The organism is Streptomyces sp. NPDC001220, from assembly GCF_053597895.1.
Genome location: NZ_JBSFJE010000006.1, coordinates 143,682 through 162,159, shown reverse-complemented (window position 1 = coordinate 162,159; position 18,478 = coordinate 143,682). Strand labels below are relative to the sequence as shown.

Genomic DNA, 18,478 nt, shown 5'->3' with positions numbered 1-18,478 from the left:
CGGGCTCGTGTATGGAGCCAGTGGACAGCGTTTGGACGTGTATCGGCCTGCGACTGCGTTGGCGGCTTCGCCGGTTGTGCTGCTCTGGCACGGAAGGGGCCCCGAGGAGCGGGACGTCCTCGCGCCGCTCGCCCGGGCTGCGGCTTCGCTGGGTGTCGTGTGCTTCGTCCCGGACTGGCGGCCGGACGCCGACGACAGCGGTCGAACCCACCTCCGCGAGTCCGCCATGTTCGTCCAGCAGAGCGCGGCCGAATTCGGCGGGGACACCGGACGGATCGCGCTCGCCGGCTGGTCCCTGGGGAGCAGGGCTGCGATGGCTGCCGCCATGGACCCCTGTGCACTCGACGGCTGGAGACCCCGTGCCGTCGTCGGCATCGCCGGCGGATACACCCGACCGGAACCGCTGACGGGCCGCGCCCCGATCGACGAACTGACAAGGGCCGAGGAATCGCTGTCGGCCATCCCTGTCTGGCTGGTCCACGGATCTGCTGATCCGGTCGTGGACGTCCAGCAGTCACGCCGACTCCATGCGGCTCTTCAGCACCGGGGCTGGCCGACCTCGCTCGACGAGCCCGACACCGACCACGCCGGTGTGATCATGACCGAGTACGACCCCGAGTCCCGCCGCTGCCGATCCAGCCACGCCGACCACGCCGTACGGGCCGGAAGCCACACAGCCCACCTCCTCGCCCGCGCCGCCGATCTCGCACCTCGCGTCTGCTGAACGGTCCGCAGGCCATCCTGAGCACGGACCGCACGGCGGACCGTAGTCGCCCTTGCCCGGAGGCGACATGACGCGCCTCTCGGATGCTGGGCCGGATGGCGCGGTGGCGTCAGGCTGTGCGGGTGGCAGAACGAGTACGCGCCCGGGAGATCGATGACGACGAGGGCAGGCGGCTGCCGCGGAGCACCGCCCTGCGCCACTTCGCGCTGGACGGCACTGACCACACAAGCCACAAGGAGCAGGGCGGCATGATCCGCCCTACATCACCTGGCGGAACGAGCACGCCGCCGCCAGACGCCTCCGCGGGATCGTGGACAGGGCGAACGTCGCCTGACGCGGCACTAGTTGGCGGCCGTCTCGGTCGTGATGAGCATCTCTGCCAGGTCGGCGAGGGTGGTGAGCTGGCGTGCGTTCATCTGCGGGGCGCGGGCGGCCAGCCGGACCAGGCCGCTCTCGCGCAGCCGGGACAGCGGGTCGGCCTGCGCCTCCAGCCCCTGCAACACGGGCTGGAGCGCCTCGTACAGCGCCTCGGGCTCGTCGGCGGTGAAGAAGCCGGGCGGCAGTCCGAAGAACCGCCGTAGCCGGTCGGTGTGTTCGAGGCCCGGCATGCCGCTCTTGCGCCATTCGCTCAGCCACTGCCTGCTGGTGCCGGCGATCGCCGCGAGCTCGCCCAGCGAGTACCGCTTGCCGTCGGGCCGGCGCCGGTTCTCGCGGATGAAGTCCAGCCGCTGGCGGACCCGTTCGGCCAGCCCCGCCTCGGGTGCGGTCCCGCCGGCGAGCAGTTCGGCGACGGTCCCGACGGGGATCCCGGTGCGGTGGGACAGGTCGGCCACGTCCAGCACCTCGGACAGCCGCCCGGGCCGTCCGGTCAGTTCCCCGAGCCGTGTCAGTACGCCGGTCAGCGGGGCATGGGCGTCACTCACCAAGGTCCCCCAGGAGACACGTCGTTGACCGGTCGGTCAGCCGAGCAGTCGGTCGGCCGAGCAGACGCGAGGTTATCCAATTCCCGCGCCCGGCCACCAGACATGACAAGGGTCACTGCGGAACGGGGCAGCAATCGTTGACATATGACGGCTCGCCAGAAAGGATCGGGAACGATCACGTCACCCTGGCCATGGTCGAACCGACCCGCCCCGGGTGCCGCCTATGGGGGAGCGGCATCCGGGGCGACCAGCCGCCCCGCCTCCTCCCGGAAGGTGAGGCGAACGGATGTCGCAGCCCGTCCTGCTCCTCGGTGCCGGCCGCCGGTGCGCGTACGACGAGTTCGTGCTGACGCGCATCGCCGCGGCCCGCCCCGTGGTGCTGGTGGACGCCGCGCCGCCCGACTGGGCACGTCCGTGCCTGGCCGGTCACCTGGCGGCAGACCCCGGCAAGGACGGGGCGACGGCCTCGGCGGTGGTGCGGTTCGCGGCCCGGCACCGGGTCCGCGGGGTGCTGGCCCGGTCGGCCGGGTACACGGTCGCCGCGGCCAGGATCGCCGGGCAGTTGGGGCTGCCCGGCCCCTCCCCCGCCACGGCCGCCGCCTGCGCCGACCCGGCCGCACTGCGTGCCTCGCTCGCCGCCGGCGCGGTCCCCGTCGACGACCCGGGTACGCCCAGGGTCTGCGCCGAGACCGTCGTCCTGGACGGCGAGATCCGTATCGTCGCCATCACCCGTACGACCCTGGGCCCGGCGCCCGCCCGGCAGCCGCTCCGGCACACCGTGCACGCCCACGACGGCCTGCTGCACAACCGTTTCCTGCGTCTGGCCGTCGACCGCACCGTGCACGCCCTCGGCCTCACCCGGGGTGTGCTGCACATCGGATTGCGGCTCACCGACCGCGGCCCCCGGGTCACCGACGTCACCCCGTGTCTCCCGGGCGACCTGATCCCGCTCCTCGTCAAACGCGCCACCGGCGTCGATCTCGCGCAGGCCGCCGCCGCCCTGGCCACCGGCGAGGTGCCGGACACCACGCCCACCCGGCAGCGGGCGGCCGCGATCCGGTTCGCCTATCCCGCCGCCACCGGCCGCCTCGACCACCTGACCCTGTCCCCCGACGCGGCCGGGGAACCCGGCGCCGACCGCATGATCCTCACCCGGGACGCCGGCCACCACGTCACCGCCGGGCCGCACGCGACCGTCGACGACCGGCTGGCGCTCTGGGTGGCCGTCGGCGAGGATCCCGCCGACTGCGACGACGCGCTGCGCCGGATGGGCCGCCACCTGTCCGCGGGCATCGCCCCGGTCGTGACAGCGGCCTGAGCGTCTCACCGCAAACGCCGTGATGTCCGACCGCGGTTCGGCCGAGGCACCGCCGTGGCCGGTCGCGCCTCGCGGCGGAGCCGCACCCCGATGCAGCCCCCGCGCCCCTGTGAGTCACCACCGGATCGCAGCCGAAGTGAGCCGGCGGTCACATCAGGGTTCGTGTCACATCAGGGTTCTTATCAACTTCTCCGCCGCGCCGAGCAGTTCGACCTCCCGGCGGCTCATCGTCGGATTGGCCGCCCGTCGCCGCAGGGCCTCCGCCAGCCCCTCCTCGGTCAGTTCGCCCGGATCGGCGAGCAGGCCCGCGAGCAGTTCGCGGGCCATCGGCAGCTCACCCACCGCGACCTGGGCGAGGATCACCGCGGACATGGCCCAGTCGAGGCCGGGCGGCCCGTCCTCGGCGTTGGTCCAGTCGATGACCCGAGGCCCGTCGGGGGTCAGCTCCCCCAGCTCTCAACTTCGTTCGAGCCGGGGGGACCCCCATCGTTGTCCGGATGCAGGTCGAGGTGGAGGACACGGGAACCGGCGTCGGCCGGGTCCCGTCCGGGCACCGCGTGCAGCCGCCGCAGCAGCGAGGCGAGCAGCGCCCCGCCCTCCGCCGCTCCCATCTCCCCCGCGAGCAGCGCCGCCAGCATGGTCGGCCCGGACAGCCGTTCCATCACCAGGTCGGTACGGGACCCGGAGGGCCGCACCCGGGGCACCGGATACCCGTGCTCCCGCACGTACGTCATCACCGCGCCCTCGGCGCCCGCGTCCCCCCAGCCGTCCCGGTCCCGGCGCAGCACCCACGCCTCGTCGATCTCGTACACGTCCGCCGAACGCCCCGTACCGAGCAGTCTCCCCGTCATGGCATGACCATAACCAGCGGCTACGACCCACAGCCGCCCCTAGGCTTCGATTCGGCGGCCGGTAAGGTAGCCGGGTCGTCATCACCCGTACGGGGGAAAGCCGGTGCAAACCCGGCGCCGCTCCTTCCCTGGTTCACGGCTTCGCCCGAACCGGGGGACACCCCTGTCCGTGAACCGTCGCACCGACGGTGAGCCGGACCGCCCCGCGCGGGACGTTGATCGGCTCATGTGCGCCGGCACCCGTCGGCGCACGGCACCGTCGAGGTTCACGGAGCCGAGCCGCCGGGGTGTCCCGTGCCGCCCGGTTCCCCCGCAGGGAGAGGCACCCGCCGATCATGACCGTCCTCCGCCGCAGCGCCGCGGTGCTGGCAGCCACCGCCGTCATCGGCGTCGCCACGCCCGCCATGACCGCGACGGCCGCCGACAGCCCGTCCCCGTCCGCCTCGGCGGTACTCCCGTCGGGGCTGTTCGGCAGGACGGACCCCAAGTACGACGGCGTCTGGCGCCAGTCGCTCGCCCTGCTCGCCCAGCACACGGTGGGCCTGACCCCGGCCGCGAAGGCGGTGGACTGGCTGGCCGGGCAGCAGTGCGCGAACGGCGCGTACGCGGCGTTCCGTGCCGAGCCCGCCGCGGCCTGCGACGCCAAGGTGACGGTCGACACGAACAGCACGGCCGCCGCCGTACAGGCGCTGGCGGCGGTCGGCGGGCACGACGACGCCGTCGGCAAGGCGGTGACCTGGCTGAAGGCGCAGCGGAACAAGGACGGCGGCTGGGGTTACACCCCCGGCTCGCCCAGCGACACCAACTCCACCGGCGTGGTGATCGGCGCGCTCACCGCGGCCGGCGAGAGCCCGGACAGGGCGGCGGCCGACCTCGTCGCCAAGTGGTCCATCCCCTGCGACGAGGACGGCGGCGGCGGCCTCGCCTACCAGCCGGACAAGAAGGGGAAGCCGGTCGCCAACGCGGACGCGACGGCCGCCGGGGTGCTCGGTCTGCTCGGCAAGGGGTTCGCGGCGACGGCCGGGAAGGCCCCGGCGGAGGGGGTGGGCTACTGCGCCAACTCCGACAAGGCGCTGTCGCCGGCGGAAGTGGCCCGCAACGGCGCCGCGTATCTGGGGGAGGCCATGTCCGAGCAGGGACACCACCTGGTCTCCGCGCTCGCCGGCGCCAAGCCCCAGCCGGACTACGGCAACACCGCCGACGCGGTCGTGGCCATAGCCGCGCAGGAGGGCCGGAACAGGCATGCACAGGAGCCGTACGCCTGGCTGGAGGCCCACGCCGTGCCGTGGGCCACGCAGAGCGGACCTGCGGCCTACGCGGAGCTGATCTTCGCGGCGCACGCGATGGGTGCGGATCCGCGTGACTTCGGCGGCACGAACCTGGTGACGGCGCTCAACGCGACGGGCCCCGCCCCTGCGGCCGCGGCCGGACACACCGAGGAGAAGAAGTCCTCGGGCACCAGCGTCTGGTGGATCGTCGGTACCGGGCTCGTCGCCGGCATCGGCATCGGCTTCCTGTTCAGCGGGCGCCGGAAGCAGCGGCAGCCGTGACCGGCGTCCGCTTCCGCCGCGCGGCGCTGCTGGTGATGGCCGCGCTGACCCTGCTGGCGACCGCGGCGCCGGCGGAGGCCGCCGGTTACCGCTACTGGTCGTTCTGGGAGCGGGACGGTTCGCGGTGGACGTACGCCACGCAGGGACCCGCCACGGCGCGGCCGGACGACGGCGCGGTCGAGGGGTTCCGGTTCGCGGTGAGCGAGGACTCGGGGGACGCGTCGCAGCCGCGCGGGACGGCGGACTTCGGGACGATCTGCGCCGACACGGCCGCCGTCCGGGGGAAGAAGCGGGTGGGACTGGTCATCGACTTCGGTACGGCGGCGGACGCGCCGTCGGCGCAGCGGCCACCGGTGCGGCGGACCGCGTGCGCGGTGGTGCCGGACGACGCGACGGCCGCGGACGCGCTGGCCGCGGTGGCCAAGCCGTTGCGGTACGACACGAACGCGTTGCTGTGTGCGATCGGGGGGTATCCGGAGAAGGGCTGCGGGGAGGAGATATCGGCGCAGGGCGCGTCGGACGGCGGGCCGTCCCTGGGGCTGCTGGCGGGGGTGGGGGTGGTCGTGGTGGTGGCTGCGGGTGCCTTCTGGCAGGCGCGGCGGCGGAAGAATGCGTGATGGTCACAGCGGGGGCCGGTGGGGGCCGGTCACGGCCACGCGGCGGAGCCGCAAACCGGTACGACCCGCACCCCTTTGGGGCGCTCCTCAGCCGTCGGCGGTCGTGTCAGCTCACTCAGCTGCGGGCAGTCGTGCCTCCCCCAGAGCCCGAAAGGCCTGGCGGGACCCCCAGGCGGCACCGGCGGGCGCGGCGGCACCCCGCGAGCGCGGGCGAGTGAAACCCCCCGTGCCCCGGCCGCGGCGTACCCGCACTCTGCATCCCGGTGCCTGGTGGCTCTGGGCGCTCTCGCTGGGGGTCGCCGCCTCGCGGACCACCAACCCGCTCCTTCTCGCCCTGCTCGTCACGGTCACCGGCTATGTCGTGGCCGCCTGCCGGAGCCGGACGCAGGGGGCCCGTTCCTACTCCGCCTTCGCCAGGCTCGCCCTCGCCGTACTGATCGTCCGGCTCGCCTTCACCGTCCTCCTCGGCTCTCCCGTCCCCGGCTCGCACACCCTCGTCACCCTCCCCGAGATCCCGCTCCCCCACTGGGCGCAGGGCATCCGGCTCGGTGGCCGGGTCAGCGCCGAGGCGCTGGTGTTCGCCCTCTACGACGGCCTCAGGATCGCCACCCTGCTGATCTGCGTCGGCGCCGCGAACGCGCTCGCCGATCCGGCCCGTCTCCTCAAGTCGCTGCCCGGCGCCCTGTACGAACTGGGCGTGGCCCTGGTCGTCGCCCTGACCTTCGCGCCGAACCTGATCGCCGACGTCCAGCGGCTGCGCGCCGCCCGCCGGCTGCGCGGCCGTCCCGACTCCGGTGTCCGGGGGCTGCTCCAGGTCGGGCTGCCGGTCCTGGAGGGCGCGTTGGAGCGCTCGGTCGCCCTCGCCGCCGCGATGGACGCGCGCGGTTACGGCCGCAGCGCCGACGTACCGGACCGGGTCCGTCGTACGACGGCCGCGCTGACCCTCGGCGGGCTGCTCGGCGTGTGCGCGGGAACGTACGGGCTGCTCACCGCGGAGGGCGGCGGTTACGGGCTGCCCCTGCTGCTGGCCGGGGTGGTCGCCGCGCTGGCGGGGCTGCGGCTCGGCGGCCGTCGTTCGCTGCGCACCCGCTACCGGCCGGACGCGTGGGACGCGCGGGCCTGGCTGGTGTCCGGGTCTGGTGCGGCCGTCGCCGGGCTGCTGGCGCTGGCCGCGGTGCGGGATCCGGACGCCCTGCAGCCCGGGGTCGTACCGCTGGTCGCCCCCACGCTTCCGCTGTGGCCCGCGGCCGCCGTGCTGCTCGGGCTGCTGCCCGCCCTCGTCGTACCGAAGGAGCCGTCGTGATCCGTTTCGAGGACGTCTCCGTGACGTACGAGGGCGCGGCCGGGCCGGCCGTCCAGGGCGTCGACTTCGAGGTGCCGGAAGGTGAACTCGTCCTCCTGGTGGGGCCGTCCGGTACCGGCAAGTCGACGATCCTGAACTCCGTCAGCGGGCTGGTGCCGCACTTCACCGGTGGCACCCTGCGCGGCCGGGTCACCGTCGCGGGGCGGGACACCCGGACGCACAAGCCGCGTGAACTCGCCGATGTCGTCGGCACGGTGGGGCAGGATCCGCTCGCCCACTTCGTGACCGCCACGGTGGAGGACGAACTCGCCTACGGGATGGAGTCGTTGGGGATCCCTCCGGCCGTGATGCGGCGGCGGGTGGAGGAGACCCTCGATCTGCTGGGGCTCGACGGGCTGCGGGACCGGGCGATCGCCACCCTCTCCGGCGGGCAGCGGCAGCGGGTCGCCATCGGGTCGGTGCTCACCCCGCATCCGGAGGTCCTGGTCCTCGACGAGCCGACCTCCGCGCTCGACCCGGCCGCCGCCGAGGAGGTGCTGGCCGTGCTCCAGCGGCTGGTGCACGACCTGGGGACCACGGTGTTCCTGGCCGAGCACCGGCTGGAGCGGGTGGTGCAGTACGCCGACCGGGTGGTGCTGCTCCCGGAGCCGGGGGCCGCGCCGGTGTGCGGCACTCCCGCCGAGGTGATGGCCGTGTCGCCGGTGTGTCCGCCGGTGGTGGAGCTGGGGCGGCTGGCCGGTTGGTCGCCGCTGCCGATGACCGTGCGGGACGCCCGGCGCCGGGCGGGCGGCCTGCGGGAGCGCCTCGCCGGACGGACGGCCCCGGACCATCGGGCTCCCGGCACCCCGGCGGCCCCCGCTCCCACCGCCACCACTCCCGGCCCCGGGTCGGCCGAAGCCCGGCGGCCCGCCGCCGCCCCCGCCACGGCTCCCCGCATCGGATCGCCCCAAGCCCAGCGGTCCACCGCCGCCCCCACCACCGCTCCCCGCACCGGGCGGGCGCCACACCGCCGGTGGCTCCCCGCCCTCGGCGCTCCCCGCGCCGGGCGGCCCGGAACCCAGCAGTCCGCCGCCCCGGCGGCCCCTGCCGGCCCTGCCGCCCCTGCCGCCCCTGCCGCCCCTGCCGCCCCTGCCGCCCCTGCCGCCCCTGCCGCCAGCGTCCCTCCGCTCGCCGAAGTCCGCTCGCTCGCCGTTCGCCGGGACCGGGTGGACGCGCTGTGCGGTGTCGGTCTCACCGTCACGCCCGGCGAGACCGTCGCTCTCATGGGCCGTAACGGCGCCGGGAAGTCCACGCTGCTGGGCGCCCTGGTCGGGCTGGTGGAGCCGGGCTCCGGGACGGTCCGGGTCGGCGGGGTGGTACCGCATCGCACCCGCCCGCGTGACCTCGTACGCCTGGTCGGCCTGGTCCCGCAGGAACCCCGTGACCTGCTGTACGCCGACACGGTCGGCGCCGAGTGCGCGGCCGCCGACCGGGACGCGGGGGCGGCCCCGGGAACCTGCCGTGGCCTGGTGTCCGAGCTGCTCCCCGGGGTCGCCGACGGCACTCATCCACGCGATCTGTCCGAGGGACAGCGGCTGGCGCTGGCACTGGCCGTCGTCCTGACCGCCCGGCCGCCGCTGCTCCTGCTGGACGAGCCGACCCGGGGCCTCGACTACGCGGCGAAGGCCCGGCTGGTCGGCGTGTTGCGCGGACTCGCCGCCGCCGGGCACGCGATCGTGCTGGCCACGCACGACGTGGAACTGGCCGCCGAGATCGCGCACCGGGTCGTGCTGCTCGCGGAGGGCGAGGTGATCGCGGACGGACCGACGGACGAGATCGTGGTCTCCTCGCCGTCCTTCGCGCCGCAGGTGACGAAGGTCCTCGCGCCGCAGCGGTGGCTGACCGTGGCCCAGGTGCGCGAGGCGCTGGCATGACCGGCCCGGTGCGGCTCGGCCCCCGCTCGCTGGCCGCCCTGCTTCTCGTCAGTGCCGTCGGCGTGGTCGCCGTCGGCTGGCCCCTCTTCGCCCCGCCCGGCTCCCGGATCACCTCCCACGCCCAGGACGCGCCCTGGCTCTTCGCGGGCCTGCTGCTCCTGCTGGTCGCGGTGCTCGGGGCGACGATCTCCGAGTCGGGGCTGGGTCCGAAGGCGGTCGCCATGCTCGGCGTGCTGGCCGCGACGGGGGCGGCGCTGCGGCCGATCGGCGCGGGCACCGCCGGGATCGAGCCGATGTTCTTCCTGATGGTGCTGAGCGGGCGGGTGCTGGGGCCGGGCTTCGGCTTCACCCTCGGCTCGCTCACCATGTTCGCGTCGGCGCTGCTCACCGGCGGGGTGGGGCCGTGGCTGCCGTTCCAGATGCTGGCGATGGGCTGGTTCACGATGGGCGCCGGGCTGCTGCCGGGGGCCGGGCGGCTGCGCGGGCGCGGTGAGCTGGCGCTGCTGGCGGGCTACGGCTTCCTGGCCGCGTTCGGCTACGGCATGGTCGTGGACCTGGCCGGCTGGCCGCTGCTGGCCGGCACCGCCTCGAACATCGCCTTCGACCCGCATGCCGGGCCCGCCGCCAATCTGGCCCGGTTCCTCGCCTACAGCCTGGCCACCGCCATGGGCTGGAACCTGGGCCGGGCCCTGTGCACGGTCGTCCTCACCCTCGTCCTCGGGCCCGCCCTGCTGCGGGCGCTGCGCCGGGCGACCAGGAGGGCGGCCTTCGAGACCGCGGTCACATTCGACGGCCCCGGGGCGTGAGGCACCGTACGCACCCGGTGACGAGACCGGTGAGGCACCCCACATGACGCACGTCACCTACGGCCCGGGCTAGTAGTCAGACCCTTCCCAAATGTCCGATTCGCCAACCCCCTGACCTGCGCTTTGAGAGCCACGCCACACAACGGGCCATCAGTACCTATGCGACCACAACTAGTAAAAGGGGTGATTGCGGACGGGTTGGCGGCCTGCTTCTCTGGACGACGTCGCCAGGCACCACCGGCTCCCAGCGGGCCACGGAGCCGACGCACACGGCCACCGCACACGGGTGGTTCCGGAGCACGGCGACCCCCTGTCCCCGACGAACGAGGTTCTCCGTGTCCGTGTCCATCATCCGCCGCATCGCCTCCCCGAAGAAGGTCCTCACCGCCGCCGCCGTGGCCGCCGCCACCGCCGGTATGGCGCTGAGCGCGGCGCCCGCCCAGGCCGCCACCGGTTCGGCCTCCTCCGCTCAGGCGATCGCGCACAAGATGATCCCGGACGCCGCACAGTTCAACGCGTTCAGCAAGATCGTCTCGCATGAGAGCGGATGGAACCCCAGCGCCACCAACGGCTCCTCCGGCGCCTACGGCCTGGTCCAGGCCCTGCCGGGCTCGAAGATGGCGTCCGCCGGGTCCGACTGGAAGACCAACCCGGCCACCCAGATCAAGTGGGGTCTGGACTACATGAACTCCCGCTACGGCAGCCCGACGGCCGCCTGGAGCTTCTGGCAGGCCAACGGCTGGTACTGAGCCGGCCGACCCGCTCCCCCGCACCTCGGCACCCTCGCCCCCTCCTCCCGGGCGAGGGTGCCGACGCATGTCCGGACGTGGTGGACTGATGTCCCAGAGCCGCCGAACCCGGAGCCCGTCGAACCCCGGGCCCACCGAACCCGGAGCCCGTCGAACCCCGGGCCCACCGAACCCGGAGCCGGCGAGCCGCCCGGTCCGGCGTGTCCCCAGCGGAGGAGCGATGCCCACGGCGACACCGACCCCCGATCCCGAGACCCGCGGTGTGCGGCTGGTGTTCGTGCTGCTGGCCCTGACCGTGCTGAGCGGCCTGATCGACGCCGTCAGCTATCTGGGGCTCGGCCATGTCTTCACCGCGAACATGACCGGCAACGTGGTGGTCCTCGGCTTCGCGGCCGCCGGGGCGCCCGGTTTCTCCGTGCCCCACTCGGCGGCCTCCCTGGCCGCCTTCCTGGTGGGCGCGGCGACGGGCGGCCGGGTCGCGGCCCGGTTCGGCGGCGGTTCCCGCCGGCGGTGGATGCAGGTGATCCTGGCCGCGGAGGCGGTCGTGATGGCCGGGGCGGCCGTGGTGGCCTTCGCCCGGCCCGGCGGGACGGCGACGACGTACACCCTGATCGCGCTGACCGCCTTCGCGATGGGGCTGCGCAACGCGAACGTCCGCAAGCTGGGGATCCCCGACCTGACGGCGACCACGGTCCTGACGACCACCCTGACCGGCCTGGTCTCCGAGTCCCACCTGGGCGATGCCACCAGGCCGCACTCCCCGCGCCGCGTGGCCGCGGTCCTCGCGCTGATCGCCGGCGCGGTCCTGGGCGCGTGGCTGGTCCTCCACGAGAACCTGGGGATCCCGCTGCTCGTCGCGGCGGCGGTCGCCGGGGTGCTGGCGGTGGTGGCGTCCGGGCGGGAGTGACCGCGGGGACGGGGGTGAGCGGCACCGGCGTCTCGGGGGAGGCAGGAACGGGGCGTAGGGAGGGGGTGCTCCTGCCTCCCTCGGGGCGGGCCGGCGGCGCCGGGAGCCGTCGGCCCGGGTCGAGGGGGTTACGCCGTGGTGACCCGGAGGTGCTTCACCCCGTTGATCCACGCCGAGCGCAGCCGGTCCGGGTCGCCGACCAGGCGCAGGGTCGGCATCGCGTCGGCTATCGCGTTGAAGATCAGGTCGATCTCCAGGACCGCGAGGGACTTGCCCAGGCAGTAGTGGGGGCCGCCGCCGCCGAACCCGAGGTGCGGGTTGGGGTCGCGGGTGATGTCGAAGGTGCCGGGGTCGGTGAAGACCTCGGGGTCGTGGTTGGCGGAGGCGTAGAAGACGCCGACCCGGTCGCCCTTGCGGATCAGCCTGCCGCCCAGTTCGGTGTCCTGGGTGGCGGTGCGCTGGAAGGAGTTGACCGGGGTGGCCCAGCGGACGATCTCCTCGGCGGTGGTCGAGGGACGCTCCCGCTTGTAGAGGTCCCAGGCCTCGGGGTGGGTGAGGAGGGCGTGCATGCCGTGGGTGATGGCGTTGCGGGTGGTCTCGTTTCCGGCCACCGCGAGCATCAGCACGAAGAAGCCGAACTCGTCGGAGTTCAGGTTGCCCTCGTCCTCCGCCGCCACCAGTGTGGAGACGATGTCCTTGGCGGGGCACTGCTTGCGGTCGGCGGCCATGTTCATCGCGTAGGCGATCAGCTCGGTGGCCGACTCGGCGCCCACCTCCTCGGTGATCGCGTACTCCGGGTCGTCGTACGAGATCATCTTGTTGGACCAGTCGAAGATCTTGGCCCGGTCGTCCTGGGGGATGCCGATCAGTTCCGCGATCGCCTGGAGGGGGAGCTCGCAGGCGACCTCGGTGACGAAGTCGAAGGGGCCCGAGTGGGCGCGGGCGGCGCCGGTGATCGCCCCGGCGCGGGCGCGCAGCCGGTCCTCCAGGGCGCGGATGGAGCGGGGCGTGAAGCCGCGCTGGACGATCTGGCGGACCCGGGTGTGCTCGGGCGGGTCCATGTTCAGCAGGATCAGCCGCTGGGCGTCGATCGCGTCCCGCGGTATGTGCTCGGTGAAGCGGATGATCGCCGTGTTGAGCCAGGACGAGAAGATCTCGGGGTGCGTGGAGACGTACTTGACGTCGGCGTGCCGGGTGACGGCCCAGTAGCCGTCGTCCGCGAAGCCGGCGATGCCGTGCGGCTGTTCGATCCAGCGGACCGGTTCCGCCCGGCGCAGCTCGGCGAACTCCGGGAGCGGTACCCGGCGATGGAGCAGATCGGGGTCGGTGAGGTCGAACCCGTCGGGCAGTGCGGGACAGGGCATGGCGACTCACTCCCACCGTGTACGGACCTGGATACGTATGCCTGACGACACCCATCTGACGGCCCATCAGAAAGGGTCGGCTGCCGTGAAGGTAGTAACGGGTTCTACAAGTCGCAAGGGGCACGGTCACCCCAATTGCGTGCAACCCTCTTGCGGTTGTGGACGGGCTGTCAGCAGACTGCACACAGAACTAGTACGCGTTCTAGTTCTGCGTGGCGGGCCGGGCCGGGACGCCCCTGCGCCGCGCGGGTGACCGAGGAGAGGACCGAGCCCCCATGGCCGCGGAACCCGTGATCGTCGAAGCCGTACGCACCCCCATCGGCAAGCGCGGTGGCGCGCTCGCCAATCTCCATCCCGCCTATCTCCTGGGCGAGACCTACCGTGAACTCCTCGGCCGCACCGGCATCCCCGCCGACTGCGTCGAGCAGATCGTCGGCGGCACGGTGACCCACGCCGGCGAGCAGTCCATGAACCCCGCGCGTACGGCCTGGCTGACCGTCGGGCTGCCGTACGAGACCGCGGCCACGACCGTCGACTGCCAGTGCGGCTCCTCGCAGCAGGCCTCGCACATGACCGCCAACATGATCGCCGCCGGGGTCATCGACGTCGGGATCAGCTGCGGGATCGAGGCGATGTCGCGGGTGCCGCTCGGCTCCGGCTCCAAGCACGGGCCGGGCAAGCCCTTCCCCGACGAGTGGAACGTCGACCTGCCCAACCAGTTCGAGGCCGCCGAGCGCATCGCCCGTCACCGGGGCCTGACCAGGGAGAACGTCGACTCGCTCGGGCTGCTCTCGCAGGAGCGGGCGGCGCACGCCTGGGCCGAGGAACGCTTCAAACGGGAGACCTTCGCCGTGCAGGTGCCGACGACGGAGGAGGAACAGCACGCCGGGCAGGGCATGTGGCGCCTGGTCGACAAGGACGAGGGCCTGCGCGACACGTCCATGGAGGCGCTGTCCGGCCTGAAGCCGGTGATGCCGACGGCGGTCCACACCGCGGGCAACTCGTCGCAGATCTCGGACGGCGCGGCCGCCATCATGTGGGCCTCGAAGCGGATGGCCCGCGCGCTGAAGCTGCGCCCGCGGGCCCGGATCGTCGCCCAGGCCCTGGTCGGCGCCGACCCGCACTTCCACCTCGACGGCCCGATCGACGCGACCCGGGCCGTGCTCGGCAAGGCCGGCATGACCCTCAGGGACATCGACCTGGTCGAGATCAACGAGGCGTTCGCGTCGGTGGTGCTGAGCTGGGCCCAGGTCTTCGAACAGAGCCTGGACAAGGTCAACGTCAACGGCGGCGCCATCGCCCTGGGGCACCCCGTCGGGGCCACGGGGGCCCGCCTGATCACCACCGCCCTGCACGAACTGGAGCGCACGGACAAGGAGTTCGCCCTCATCACCATGTGCGCGGGCGGCGGCCTGGCCACGGGCACGATCATCCAGCGGCTGTAGCGCCCAAAAAAATCGGCGCCCCCGCAGATCAGCGCCCCGAGCGTCAGCGCCCCCATGGGGCGCGGGGCTGTATCGAATGTGCGGCTGCCGCCGCGTGGGCGCGACCAGCCACGACGGCGCCGCAGCCGAACGACAACTCGGCGTTCAGCGCCCGCGCAAGGCCTCACCCGGGAGCCGGCACCGTCACCGGCTCCCGGTCCTCCTTGTCGGCCCCCGCCGCCCGCAGGGCCCGCGGCCCCTGGAGCAGGTAACCGACGCCGAAGCCCGCGCCGACCACCGCCGCGCCGCCCACCGCGTCCAGGACCCAGTGGTTGCCGGTGGCGATGATCGCCGAGACCGTCAGAAGGGGGTGGAGCAGGCCGAGGGCCTTCTGCCACCACTTCGGGGCGACGACGGCGATCACGATCCCGCACCACAGCGACCAGCCGAAGTGCAGCGAGGGCATCGCCGCGTACTGGTTGGTCAGCTGGGTGAGGGTGCCGTAGTCCGGCTTGGCGAAGTCCTGCGGGCCGTGCACCGTGTCGGTGACCCCGAGGCCCGGCATCAGACGCGGCGGGGCCAGCGGGTACAGCCAGAAGCCGATCAGGGCGAAGGCCGTGGCGAAGCCCAGGGCGGTGCGGGCCCAGCGGTAGTCGACCGGGCGGCGGACGCAGAGGACCGCGAGGACGGTCAGCGGGACGACGAAGTGGAAGGACTCGTAGTAGAAGTCGAAGAAGTCCCGCAGCCAGCCGATGCCGTGCACGGCGTGGTTGGCCCAGTGCTCGATGTCGACGTGCAGGAACCGCTCGATGCCGAGGATCTGGTGCCCGTGGTGCTCGGCCCGGGCCCGCCCGGAGGTGCCGTCCCCGTCCCCGGCGGCGGCCAGCCGGATCTGCTGGTAGGCGAAGTAGACCAGCCGCATCGCGACCAGTTCGAGGAAGAGGTTCGGCCGGGTCAGGACCCGGCGCAGCCCGGGGACCGGCGGCACCCGGCGGAAGCGGGCCGGCACCGGCTCCGCGTAGTCCGTCGGGATCGGGCGGGCGAACTCCGGGGCGGCACGTGACAGGAACGGTACGACCGTGGCCGCGGCCAGGGCGGCCAGCAGGACGGCGTTGTCACGCACCGGGACGAAGAGGGACTGGTTCGGCAGCAGCGCCTTGGCGGGCAGCGTCATCACCATGACCACCGCGACCGGCCACACCGACCGGTCGGCGGCGCGCCGTCCGGTCCGGCCGACCACCGCGAGCAGCACCCACAGCAGCTGGTGCTGCCAGGAGGCCGGCGACACCGCCACCACCGCGCAGCCGGTGATCGCGACCGCCAGCAGCAGCTGCCCGTCCCGGGCGTAGCGGACCGCGCGGCGCAGCGCGAGGACGGCCACGGCCGCGGCGAGCGCCAGGAACAGGACGATCTCCAGCGGGCCGCTCATCCCGAACCGCAGCAGGGCGCCGTGCAGCGACTGGTTGGCGAGCGCGTCGGCCGCGCCGCCCAGACCCACGCCGGCCGTGTGGTGGACCCAGTAGGTGTTCGAGTCGTGCGGCAGCGCCGCCCAGGCCAGCGCCGTGCACGCGGCGAAGGTGATGCCGGAGGCGAGGGCGGCCCGGCGCCGGCCGGTGAACCAGAGCAGCGGGGCGAACAGCAGCAGGGCCGGCTGGAGCGCGGCGGCCAGGCCGACGCACAGTCCGCCGTCGCGCTGCCCGCGGGCGGCGAAGCAGCCGAGCAGGACGAACAGCACCGGGATGATGCTGGTCTGGCCGAGCCAGAGGGTGTTGCGGACCGGCAGCGAGAGCATCAGCAGGCTGACGGCGACCGGGGCGGCCAGCAGCGAGGTGCGGCGGCTCACCGGCTGCGGCAGCGCGCGGGCGGCGACCAGGCCGAGGGCGACCACCAGGAGCAGCGTGCCGAAGGTCCAGCCCCAGCCGAGGGCCTGCTCGGCGGCCTTGGTGAGCGGCTTGAGCACCAGCCCGCCGAACGGGGAGCCGGTGAACTGGGTCGAGTCGTAGAGCGAGCCCTTGACGTGCAGCACGCCCTCCGGGCCGACCCAGGTCTCCAGATCCGTCAGCCGGTCCCCGCTCGGCGTGCCGAGGACGACGGCCATCTGCCGTACGGCGAGGATCGCGGCCATCGCCCACAGCCCGAGCCGGGCCATTCTGAACCGCGTTCCCGGCTCCGCTCCCCCGAACGCGTCTCCCGGTCTCCCACTGTGTTCCACGTCCGCCACGCCGCGCCGGCCTCCCGCCCCGCTCGTTCGCTCTGAGAACCCTGAGAACCGCTACGAGGCTCCCATTCCTTTCTGTGAGAGACGCGGGCAACCCGCTCCCCACCTGACGTCCGGCCGCGTTTTGTCCGGAAGGCGACAGCGCGGAAGGGGCGCGGTTGCCTCCGTGGAGCGCGACAAGGATCACAGTGCGTGGTCCGCATCCAGGCGCGGGAGCGGGCATACGTCCCTGCATACACCGCATTTAGCTGCACTATGCACGGATGCGTGTACGCGACGTAACGGGCCCAAGTCCTCCTATCGTCGCTTTTCGACCCGTCCGGCGCCGTGCGGGCCGCGCCCCCGTCCCCGTCGAAAGGTAGGCGAGCCCCGTTTTGGCGACCGCCACAGCCGTCACCCCGTCCGTCAAGATCCCCGGCCCCCGTACGGCCGCGCCCGCGCCGACCGTCACCGACCCCGCGCTGGTGAAGCGCGCCGTGAAGGCGGCCGCGCTCGGCAACGCCATGGAGTGGTTCGACTTCGGCGTCTACAGCTACATCGCGGTGACCCTGGGCAAGGTCTTCTTCCCGTCCGGCAACCCGACCGCCCAGCTGCTGTCCACGTTCGGCGCCTTCGCCGCGGCCTTCCTGGTCCGCCCGCTCGGCGGCATGGTCTTCGGCCCGCTCGGCGACCGCGTGGGCCGCCAGAAGGTCCTCGCCGTCACCATGATCATGATGGCGGCCGGCACCTTCGCGATCGGCCTGATCCCCTCGTACACGACGATCGGCGTCGGCGCCCCGATCCTGCTCCTCGCCGCCCGCCTGGTGCAGGGCTTCTCGACCGGCGGCGAGTACGCGGGCGCGTCCACGTTCATCGCCGAGTACGCGCCGGACAAGAAGCGCGGCTTCTTCGGCAGCTGGCTGGAGTTCGGCACGCTGGCGGGCTACATCGGCGGCGCGGGCCTGGTCACCCTGATGACGGCCCTGCTCTCCGACGGCGACCTCACCTCCTGGGGCTGGCGCGTCCCGTTCCTGATCGCGGGCCCGATGGGCATCATCGGCCTGTACCTGCGGATGCGCCTGGAGGAGACCCCCGCGTTCGTCGCGGAGGTCGAGAAGGCCGAGCAGTCCCGCCCGAAGGTCCCGCTGCGCGAGATGATCACCGGCCAGTGGAAGGCCCTGCTGCTGTGCATGGCCCTGGTCCTGGTCTTCAACGTCACGGACTACATGCTGCTGTCGTACATGCCGAGCTACCTGACCAGCGAGCTGAAGTACGACGAGACGCACGGCCTGCTGGTGGTGCTCGCCGTCATGGCCCTGATGATGATCGTGCAGCCGTTCGCCGGCGCCCTGACCGACCGCGTCGGCCGCCGCCCGGTGATCGCCGCGGGCTGTGCGGGCTTCCTCCTGCTCTCCGTCCCGGCGCTGCTCCTGATCCGCCAGGGCAGCCTGCTGGCGGTCGCCCTCGGCATGGGCGCCCTGGGCCTCCTCCTGGTCTGCTTCACGGCGGCGATGCCGGCGGCCCTCCCGGCCCTGTTCCCGACCCGGGTCCGCTACGGCTCCCTGTCGATCGGCTTCAACGTCTCGGTCTCCCTCTTCGGCGGCACTACCCCGCTGGTGGTGACCGCCCTGATCGGAGCGACGGGCAACATGATGATGCCCGCGTACTACATGATGGCGGCGGCCGTCATCGGCGGCTTCGCGGCCTGGCGCATGACGGAAACAGCGGGCAGGCCGCTGCCCGGTTCGGCGCCGTCGGTCGAAGCGCCCCGTTAGGGGCGCGGGGCCGGGCCGATGTGCGGCTCCGCCGCGCGGGCGCGCCCAGCCCCCACC

The 18,478-nt window shown here is 73.4% G+C and carries 14 protein-coding genes and 2 pseudogenes; 12 read left to right on the top strand and 4 right to left on the bottom strand.

Annotated elements, in window-relative coordinates; all coding sequences use genetic code 11:
* The first annotated feature begins 157 nt into the window (after positions 1-157).
* Complete coding sequence (locus ACWDGI_RS16510; RefSeq protein ID WP_450759548.1) at positions 158-724, top strand: alpha/beta hydrolase; 567 nt, start codon at positions 158-160, stop codon at positions 722-724.
* A 185-nt stretch (positions 725-909) separates the two neighbouring features.
* Positions 910-1,058: pseudogene (locus ACWDGI_RS16505) on the top strand (IS630 family transposase); the annotation flags it as partial.
* A gap of 7 nt (positions 1,059-1,065) precedes the next feature.
* Here the strand turns inward: ACWDGI_RS16505 and ACWDGI_RS16500 are convergent.
* Entirely contained in the window at positions 1,066-1,647 is a 582-nt protein-coding gene (locus ACWDGI_RS16500; protein WP_450759546.1) for an XRE family transcriptional regulator, read from the bottom strand.
* Positions 1,648-1,933: 286 nt separating this feature from the next.
* On the opposite strand from ACWDGI_RS16500, the gene ACWDGI_RS16495 reads away from it, so the two are divergent.
* Positions 1,934-2,965, top strand: coding sequence for a hypothetical protein (locus ACWDGI_RS16495; protein WP_450759544.1), 1,032 nt, complete (start codon positions 1,934-1,936; stop codon positions 2,963-2,965).
* 165 nt (positions 2,966-3,130) lie between these two features.
* Here ACWDGI_RS16495 and ACWDGI_RS16490 read toward each other — a convergent pair.
* A pseudogene (locus tag ACWDGI_RS16490) lies at positions 3,131-3,816 on the bottom strand (phosphotransferase).
* A gap of 335 nt (positions 3,817-4,151) precedes the next feature.
* Here ACWDGI_RS16490 and ACWDGI_RS16485 point away from each other — a divergent pair.
* The 7 genes from ACWDGI_RS16485 (at position 4,152) to ACWDGI_RS16455 (ending at position 11,661) form a co-directional block, all read left to right on the top strand.
* Positions 4,152-5,366 (top strand): prenyltransferase/squalene oxidase repeat-containing protein, encoded by a 1,215-nt coding sequence (locus ACWDGI_RS16485; protein WP_450759542.1) that lies wholly within the window; start codon positions 4,152-4,154, stop codon positions 5,364-5,366.
* 35 nt (positions 5,367-5,401) lie between these two features.
* Positions 5,402-5,983: an SCO2322 family protein gene (locus tag ACWDGI_RS16480; RefSeq protein WP_450760055.1), complete on the top strand. Its 582-nt coding sequence runs from the start codon at positions 5,402-5,404 to the stop codon at positions 5,981-5,983.
* A 226-nt stretch (positions 5,984-6,209) separates the two neighbouring features.
* Positions 6,210-7,286: an energy-coupling factor transporter transmembrane component T gene (locus tag ACWDGI_RS16475; protein ID WP_450759540.1), complete on the top strand. Its 1,077-nt coding sequence runs from the start codon at positions 6,210-6,212 to the stop codon at positions 7,284-7,286.
* Positions 7,283-9,199, top strand: coding sequence for an ABC transporter ATP-binding protein (locus ACWDGI_RS16470; protein WP_450759538.1), 1,917 nt, complete (start codon positions 7,283-7,285; stop codon positions 9,197-9,199). The genes ACWDGI_RS16475 and ACWDGI_RS16470 overlap by 4 nt, the downstream gene beginning before the upstream one ends.
* Complete coding sequence (locus ACWDGI_RS16465) at positions 9,196-10,005, top strand: ECF transporter S component (protein WP_450759536.1); 810 nt, start codon at positions 9,196-9,198, stop codon at positions 10,003-10,005. Before ACWDGI_RS16470 ends, ACWDGI_RS16465 begins: the two co-directional genes overlap by 4 nt.
* A gap of 335 nt (positions 10,006-10,340) precedes the next feature.
* Positions 10,341-10,754 (top strand): aggregation-promoting factor C-terminal-like domain-containing protein, encoded by a 414-nt coding sequence (locus ACWDGI_RS16460; protein ID WP_384483070.1) that lies wholly within the window; start codon positions 10,341-10,343, stop codon positions 10,752-10,754.
* Between the two features lie 220 nt (positions 10,755-10,974).
* Complete coding sequence (locus tag ACWDGI_RS16455) at positions 10,975-11,661, top strand: YoaK family protein (RefSeq protein ID WP_450759535.1); 687 nt, start codon at positions 10,975-10,977, stop codon at positions 11,659-11,661.
* A 128-nt stretch (positions 11,662-11,789) separates the two neighbouring features.
* Here the strand turns inward: ACWDGI_RS16455 and ACWDGI_RS16450 are convergent, their stop codons facing one another.
* Positions 11,790-13,025 (bottom strand): cytochrome P450, encoded by a 1,236-nt coding sequence (locus ACWDGI_RS16450; protein ID WP_450759534.1) that lies wholly within the window; start codon positions 13,023-13,025, stop codon positions 11,790-11,792.
* Between the two features lie 275 nt (positions 13,026-13,300).
* Between ACWDGI_RS16450 and ACWDGI_RS16445 the strand changes: the two genes are divergently transcribed.
* A complete protein-coding gene (locus ACWDGI_RS16445; RefSeq protein ID WP_450759532.1) occupies positions 13,301-14,470 on the top strand; it encodes a steroid 3-ketoacyl-CoA thiolase in 1,170 nt (389 codons plus the stop codon).
* 163 nt (positions 14,471-14,633) lie between these two features.
* On the opposite strand, the gene ACWDGI_RS16440 is transcribed toward ACWDGI_RS16445, so the two are convergent.
* On the bottom strand, positions 14,634-16,670 hold the full coding sequence (locus ACWDGI_RS16440; RefSeq protein ID WP_450759530.1) for a bifunctional glycosyltransferase 87/phosphatase PAP2 family protein: 2,037 nt from the start codon (positions 16,668-16,670) through the stop codon (positions 14,634-14,636).
* A gap of 371 nt (positions 16,671-17,041) precedes the next feature.
* Here ACWDGI_RS16440 and proP point away from each other — a divergent pair, with 371 nt between their 5' ends.
* Positions 17,042-18,421, top strand: coding sequence for a glycine betaine/L-proline transporter ProP (gene proP, locus ACWDGI_RS16435; protein WP_450759528.1), 1,380 nt, complete (start codon positions 17,042-17,044; stop codon positions 18,419-18,421).
* The last annotated feature ends 57 nt before the right edge of the window (positions 18,422-18,478 follow it).